Annotated in this window: 6 protein-coding genes; 3 read left to right on the forward strand and 3 right to left on the reverse strand. The window is 47.8% G+C overall.

Annotated features, from left to right (window positions below; translation table 11 throughout):
• Window positions 1-30 precede the first annotated feature (30 nt).
• The gene (locus BWI93_RS20325; protein ID WP_094814692.1) at window positions 31-675 is read right to left on the reverse strand and encodes an NUDIX hydrolase; all 645 of its coding nucleotides are present in this window, start codon (window positions 673-675) and stop codon (window positions 31-33) included.
• Between the two features lie 107 nt (window positions 676-782).
• Between BWI93_RS20325 and BWI93_RS20330 the strand changes: the two genes are divergently transcribed.
• Window positions 783-1,484, forward strand: coding sequence for a head GIN domain-containing protein (locus BWI93_RS20330; protein WP_094814694.1), 702 nt, complete (start codon window positions 783-785; stop codon window positions 1,482-1,484).
• Between the two features lie 65 nt (window positions 1,485-1,549).
• Here the strand turns inward: BWI93_RS20330 and BWI93_RS20335 are convergent, their stop codons facing one another.
• On the reverse strand, window positions 1,550-2,899 hold the full coding sequence (locus BWI93_RS20335) for a M28 family metallopeptidase (RefSeq protein ID WP_094814696.1): 1,350 nt from the start codon (window positions 2,897-2,899) through the stop codon (window positions 1,550-1,552).
• Between the two features lie 660 nt (window positions 2,900-3,559).
• Window positions 3,560-4,120 carry an aminoacyl-tRNA hydrolase gene (gene pth / locus BWI93_RS20340; protein WP_094814698.1) on the reverse strand — a complete coding sequence of 187 codons (561 nt, stop codon included), beginning with the start codon at window positions 4,118-4,120 and terminating at the stop codon, window positions 3,560-3,562.
• A 144-nt stretch (window positions 4,121-4,264) separates the two neighbouring features.
• Here pth and pyrR point away from each other — a divergent pair, with 144 nt between their 5' ends.
• Together pyrR and BWI93_RS20350 are read left to right on the forward strand one after the other, a co-directional pair.
• On the forward strand, window positions 4,265-4,801 hold the full coding sequence (pyrR, locus tag BWI93_RS20345) for a bifunctional pyr operon transcriptional regulator/uracil phosphoribosyltransferase PyrR (protein WP_094814700.1): 537 nt from the start codon (window positions 4,265-4,267) through the stop codon (window positions 4,799-4,801).
• A gap of 91 nt (window positions 4,802-4,892) precedes the next feature.
• Window positions 4,893-5,813 carry an aspartate carbamoyltransferase catalytic subunit gene (locus BWI93_RS20350; protein ID WP_094814702.1) on the forward strand — a complete coding sequence of 307 codons (921 nt, stop codon included), beginning with the start codon at window positions 4,893-4,895 and terminating at the stop codon, window positions 5,811-5,813.
• Window positions 5,814-5,910: the final 97 nt, after the last annotated feature.

Raw genomic sequence — 5,910 nt, forward strand, 5'->3', positions numbered from 1 at the left:
AACTATCAACTATCAACTATCAACTATCAACTACATTTTCTTCGCCGCCAGATACAGGTGAATATTCAGTAACGCACAGGCATTGCTCATCATACCCATCGCTTCGTTCAAGGGTACGACTTTGGTTAGAATAAATTCACCGTGGTCGGCACCAGCGGTTTGACCGTCGTACTCAAAGATTTCTTCCTTGCTTAGTTCAAGCTCCACGTAAAAGAAATACATCGCCTCGTCGCTCGTACCACTGCTCGGAAACAGGGGTTTTTCGTTCAGTTGGTGAATCTGAGCGGGCTGTACTACCAGACCCGTTTCTTCCTGAATTTCGCGTACGGCTACGTCCAGGGGCAGGTCCGTACCGTCGACCATACCTGCCGGATGTTCGTACATGTAGCTGCCGTCACAAATGCGTCGCTGCTGTACCAGTAACAGGTACTTTTCCTGCGTATCGCGGTCAATCAGGCAGGTGAGTACGGATAAGACTTCTCCTTTTACGAAACAAAGCGGAAGAATTTTATGACCCTCCGGAACCGTTGCATCCAGATCGAAAAGCCCAAAGAGCAGGTCGCCATCCGAGCGATATTTTGTGTATAATTCCTTGGTACCGTGGATAATGACACCATTGCGTTGCAGGTTACGCTGCCACAACTGAAACTTATGTGAATCTTGATAGGAGGCCATTCTTTTTAAGGTTATCTCGTAACAAGGGCTCAAATTACTGGTTTTACAAGCAACGTGAGCCGATTTTACGGCATCTTTGCATTGAAAATTTAAGAAGGAGTATAGCTATGAAACATTTGCCATTGCTTGTCCTGGGGTTACTGGCCTCATATTCAGGATACGCTCAACAAACGAAAACGGTTGACCTTAAGTCGTTCAGTAAAGTTCGGATTTTGGGCTGTGTAACAGCAGAACTGAAAAAAGCGAATGATGTTTCGTTGAAAATTACCACACCGGGAACGCTGGAAGAATCCAAAATCACGGTTGAAACCAAAAATGATGAATTAATTATTCGTCAGAAGTGGGAAAAAGAGGTCTTTCAGAAAGGCGATTGCCGGGCCAGTAACATTCGACTGGAACTGGGATACAAGGAAGTAGAATCCATTTATTCGGGCGTCGGAGCCGAAATTACGGTCATCGATCCCATCCAAACGCGGGATCTGGATTTACAGGCGGCTACGGGCAGCCAGATCCGACTCGAAGCCGATGTACGGAACCTGAAGGCTAAAGCAGTTCAGGGAGCAGTACTGGATTTGTCAGGCACCGCTTCTGAACAACAGGTGACGGTGAACACGGGCGGTGAAGTACACGCCTTTAACCTGACGAGCGAAGATGCCTTTGTTAAAGCCAATACGGGCGGAGTTGCTCGTATCAATACCACTAAACGCCTCGATGCCAACGCCGGTACCGGTGGAGCGGTGCGGTACAAAGGCAATCCGGCCAAGAAAAACATCAATTCCAGCTTGGGTGGCGAAGTAAAGGCGGAGTAACACCTTATAGGCAGGAACATACAAAAACGGCGAGCTGAATCCAGCTCGCCGTTTTTGCTTAAGGCTTAACGCGAAGGCAAGGGAATGACGGGCAAACTTTCGTTTCCATGCTCACTAACCGCCTGGATGGCAAAGAAATACGAATCCCTGGAGTAGGGGAGTGTGATCGAAGTTTCAGTCGTGTACAGCTTCTTCTGCCAGAACGGCTGATAGGTTTCCCGAATCAATACGTAGTATCCTTTCACTTTTCCCGCTTTAGGAGCCTTCCAGTTGAGTTTAGCGTAACTGGCCGAGCCGCGTACCTCGATCTGTACGTCCTGGGGCATCTGCGGGGCTTTCGCCAGGGTGGCCAGCGTTGCCAGGTTTACGGCAGCATTTTTACGGAGATACTCAAAATCCATGAACTTTTGCAGATCACCGTATTCCTTTCCGTTTTCGGTATGGATGTCGTGGTGCTGGTGATCAAAGTTTTCGTTCATTTCTGTAATCCGAACGGCTGCGAAGCCTTTGTTCACAAAAGGCGTATGGTCACCGCCACGTTGGAAACGGTCATTGCGGAAAATCAGTACGACTTCCAGATTTTCCACGTATCGTTCACCCACTTCTTTCATGTACCGGGCCAATTGCCGGGTCTTCCCGTCGCTTTCAGCTCCAATCGCCCGGATTTTAGCCGCCTGTTCGGCAGTCTGGTACGCGGGTAACCCTTCGCTAAAAACGCGTAAACGGGTATTGTCAATCATGCCAATATCGCTGCCTGCGGAAGAACCCATCGTATCATTATTCAGAATGGCTTCCAGATTCATCTTTTTATCGACGGCTTGCTGGGCGTAATACTCGGCCCCGAGCAGGCTTTGTTCTTCACCACTGACAATCAGAAATACGATTGTAGCCGGGAATTTGGCGGCGGACAGGATACGGGCCAGTTCCAGAGCCGTGGCTACACCCGACCCGTCGTCGTTGGCTCCGGGGGAGTCAATATCGCGATTCATGATGTCCAGAGCCCGGGAGTCGATGTGAGCCGAAATGACAAACACTCGGTCGTCATTCGGATCGGAGCCTTTTAGGGTAGCCACAACGTTAGCAATCTCATGCTCTTTATCCACCCGACGGCCATCGGGCTTAAGCGTCCAGCTTTGTAACTGGGCCGTTAGGCGACCGCCGGAATTTTTGGCGTAGGACTGAAATTTAGCGAGTGTCCAGCGGCGGGCGGCCCCGATCCCCCGCTGTGGATCACTGACCGAACTCAGGGTATGTCGGCTACCAAAGGAAACGAGTTTTTCGACGGTTGCCCGCATCGAGTCAGCGGAGACGGCTTTGACGTAGCGATCAATTTCGGGATCCCGATTCAGGATTTGTTGGGAAGAGCCGACTAAAGGCACTGCCAGAAAGGCCGTAGCGAGTAAGCGTTTAAACATACAGGGTCTGGTGTTTGCGAATGAATGAAGCAAGATAGCTATTCGCTATGGAGGTAAAAGCAAGAATAGATGCGAACCGACTTTTAGGGTTACAAAGCCGAAAGAAAAGCTACCAATGGGCTGAAAACAAAATAAGGCCGAGCGAAACGCTCAACCTTATCCCACTTAACCTCTAAACCTATTTTACTATGAAAAAACGCTAACCTCTCTTGGAAAATGGATTAAACACAACCCTTACCTCTATCTTGACTGGTGTTTAATACGGGAACCCTACAGTTTTGTGTATCGTTCCAAAAAATGTGTTCCAATCAGCGACCCAAAATACAAACTTATTTTCAGCTGTGGAACCAGAAGTCCTAGATTTGATTTTCATCGAACTACTCTGATGCAAAGTTACAAATCATTTTGGTTACTTCCTGGTATTTTACAATTTGTTTGTCGTCGTTTGACATTACAAATGTAGATACACTAAATTAAAAGTCCAAACTTAGGAAAATACAATTTCAAAATTTTATTCGGAATAATATCCTATTTTGACTTCGAGTGGACGAAAAAAAAGATATAAAAATGTATTTAACTAGAATTTTATATGGTTAAATATCCAATAAAGTTCCTGAAAATATTACTTTAACTTTTTGTAAAATTCTTTATTTAGTACAATCATTCGTTAAAATTATTCATCGTCTTGTCAATCCCTAAAGTGCAAAAACTCAATAAAATGTCGATGGAGCGGTCCAGCCGTTCAGGTAAAAGCTCGATTTCGCTCTTGGGAAACTCCCCAAGTACATGGTCTACCTGACGTCCTTTGGGAAAATCACCGCTTACGCCAAAACGAAGACGAGCATACTGATCATTGCCCAATACCTCCTGAATATTTCGTAAACCGTTGTGTCCTCCGTGCGATCCTTTGCTCCGGAGGCGTAGCTTTCCAAAAGGTAGGGCAATGTCGTCGGTAATCGTCAACATATTCTCCACGGGTATTTTCAGTTCTTTCAGCCAGTAGTTAATCGCCTTCCCGCTCAGGTTCATGTACGTGGTAGGCTTGATCAGGTAAATGGTGCGGCCTTTGTATTTCAGTTCAGCCCCGTACGCCAGCCGACCCAGATCGAATTTAAGATTTTCCTGAGCCGCCAGTCGGTCCAGTACCATAAAACCGACGTTGTGTCGGGTCATTGCATATTCCGGGCCAATGTTTCCTAAGCCCGCTACCAGATACTTCATAGGAGATGATGAATTGATACGGATAAATTTCTTCGGTCATTGTACAGAAGATCAAGCCATCCGCAATTATTTCGCATTCGAAAAGCGAATTTCGCCCCTTCGGATTCCTAAATCCTAATTTCGTTTGCCTAATTTTGCCCGCATATGCAGCGACGATTGCTTCTTTCCAGTCCCTTGTTGGAGATCACCATCAGTCGGTTATGCCAACAACTTATTGAGAATCACCAGCTCTTTGCCGATTCAGTGATCCTGGGTTTGCAACCGCGAGGTATTCATCTGGCTCAACGAATTCATCAGGAACTTCAGCAAACCACCGGTAGTACCATTCCGTTTGGCTGGCTGGATGCGACTTTTCACCGCGACGACTTTCGCCGTCGGGAATCGATTGTACGGGCCAATCAGACTAAAATCCCCTTTACGGTCGAAGGCAAACGGGTCATTCTCGTCGACGACGTGATTGCTACGGGCCGCATGGTACGGGCCGCTCTGGATGCCATGACCTTTTTTGGCCGTCCGGAAAAGGTAGAACTGGCGGTACTTATTGATCGTAGTTATAACCGGGATATTCCCATCGCTCCGGATTACGTGGGGCTGAAAGTCAATACGCTCGATACGCAGCGGGTCATCGTGGAATGGAAAGAACAGGGCCACGAAAAAGACGGTATTTGGCTCAGTGATTAGTTTTTGTTCCCCCTCCGGAAACGTTGAGGGGGCTTTTTTTGAATGTACATCCCGTTTTCGTTCTTCATCGAAAACTTAATTTTATACTGCCGTGCTAAGTACGAGACATTTACTAGGCATCAAAGATCTCACGGAAGCCGATATTCAGCTCATTTTCCAGACTGCCGACGAGTTTAAGGAAGTGCTCAACCGTCCGATCAAAAAAGTACCCTCGCTGCGGGACGTAACGATTGCCAACGTTTTTTTCGAAAACTCCACCCGTACGCGTCTGTCGTTTGAGCTGGCTGAAAAACGGCTTTCGGCTGATGTGGTTAATTTTTCCTCGTCGAGTAGTTCCGTTAAGAAAGGAGAAACGCTACTGGATACGGTCAATAACATTCTGGCCATGAAGGTAGACTTAATCGTTATGCGGCACAGTTCGCCCGGGGCTCCGCATTACCTATCCAGCCGCATTCCGGCCAGCGTGGTAAATGCCGGTGACGGTACGCACGAGCACCCGACGCAGGCCTTGCTGGATGCCTTTTCCATTCGTGAAAAACTCGGCGATGTAGCGGGTAAGAAAGTGGCCATCATTGGTGACATTCTGCACTCCCGAGTAGCTTTATCCAATATTTTCTGTCTGAAGAAGCTGGGAGCGGAAGTAATGGTGTGTGGACCGAGTACGCTGATTCCGCGATATATCCGGGATCTGGGCGTGATCGTTTCGCACGATGTACGGCAGGCGTTGCAGTGGTGCGATGTCGCCAACGTACTGCGTATTCAGCTCGAACGCCTGCAGGTGAAGTATTTCCCGAGTCTGCGGGAGTATTCGCTGTATTACGGTATCAACAAAGCCATGCTCAATGAACTGGACAAGCCGATTGTACTGATGCACCCCGGACCGATCAATCGGGGCGTGGAATTAAGCTCGGATGCGGCTGACTCCAGCGAGCACTCGATTATTCTGAATCAGGTAGAAAATGGGGTAGCGACGCGGATGGCGGTACTGTATCTGTTAGCGGCTCAGCAATAGAGTTTTCGGTTTTGAGTTTTCCGTTTTCCGTTTTGGTGGGTAAAATTCGATAAAGGTAGCGGGGCGGGTTGTCCGTAGTATTCACTACGGACTTTTT

The organism is Siphonobacter sp. BAB-5385, from assembly GCF_002261125.1.
Taxonomy (GTDB): domain Bacteria; phylum Bacteroidota; class Bacteroidia; order Cytophagales; family Spirosomataceae; genus Siphonobacter.